Origin of the sequence: Coprococcus sp. TM115-187 (assembly GCF_027679115.1) — a bacterium.
Lineage (GTDB): Bacteria > Bacillota > Clostridia > Lachnospirales > Lachnospiraceae > Allocoprococcus > Allocoprococcus comes.
The window spans coordinates 1-698 of sequence record NZ_JAQEKS010000025.1 but is presented as its reverse complement, the minus strand read 5'-3'; the positions used below and the strand labels follow the sequence as shown (position 1 = coordinate 698).

Genomic DNA, 698 nt, shown 5'->3' with positions numbered 1-698 from the left:
AAATTTTATATCAATCGTATTGAAAAGCAGGAAGGACAAAAAATAGATTCCAGAACATTTGTATTCCGGGATAGTATTTATCATGATTTGAGTGACTGCTGCCGCAATCTTGGTATAAATGTCAGCAGCGTTTATGGTTACATGTGGAGAACAAAAAAGAGTAGGGTAGAGGCGGTTGAATATTATTATACAAAAAATGCAGAGGAACAGTTTGAATGGGAGTCCGTTTTATATCCATCTTTATCGGTATGTTGTACGAAATTTAATGTGTCATTAAAAGCGGTGCGCAATAGAGCATGGCGAAAGAATTGTTCGGCACAAGAAGCATTCCGGCATTGTTTGAAAAGGAAGAAGAATCTGGAAATGAACGCGTTTTACTATAAAGGTGATAGGTATAAGGACTTGAAAGAATGCTGCAAGCAATATGGAATCAATGTTCAATCTGTGCATTCTTATAGGTTCCGGAATAAAGACAGCGATTATGATGAGGCGATTGATTATATTAGAAAGATTACGAAACAGCGGCAATTTATTTGGGAGGATGGAAGTGTATATGAATCAATCAATTCCTTTTGTAGAATGAAAAGTATCTCTGTAAGCAGTGTGAGAGATAAAGCGAGAAAGAAGGGGATATCTTTGCAGGAAGCGGCAAAATATTATATTGAGAGAAATAGTTATGACTGATGAGTACGCAGTAT

At 36.4% G+C, this 698-nt stretch carries 1 protein-coding gene; it reads left to right on the top strand.

Annotated features, from left to right (window positions below; translation table 11 throughout):
- Nucleotides 1–684 (top strand): hypothetical protein (locus PGW42_RS13100; protein ID WP_270235152.1); only part of this gene is annotated, 684 nt, incomplete at its 5' end.
- Between the last annotated feature and the right edge of the window lie 14 nt (nt 685–698).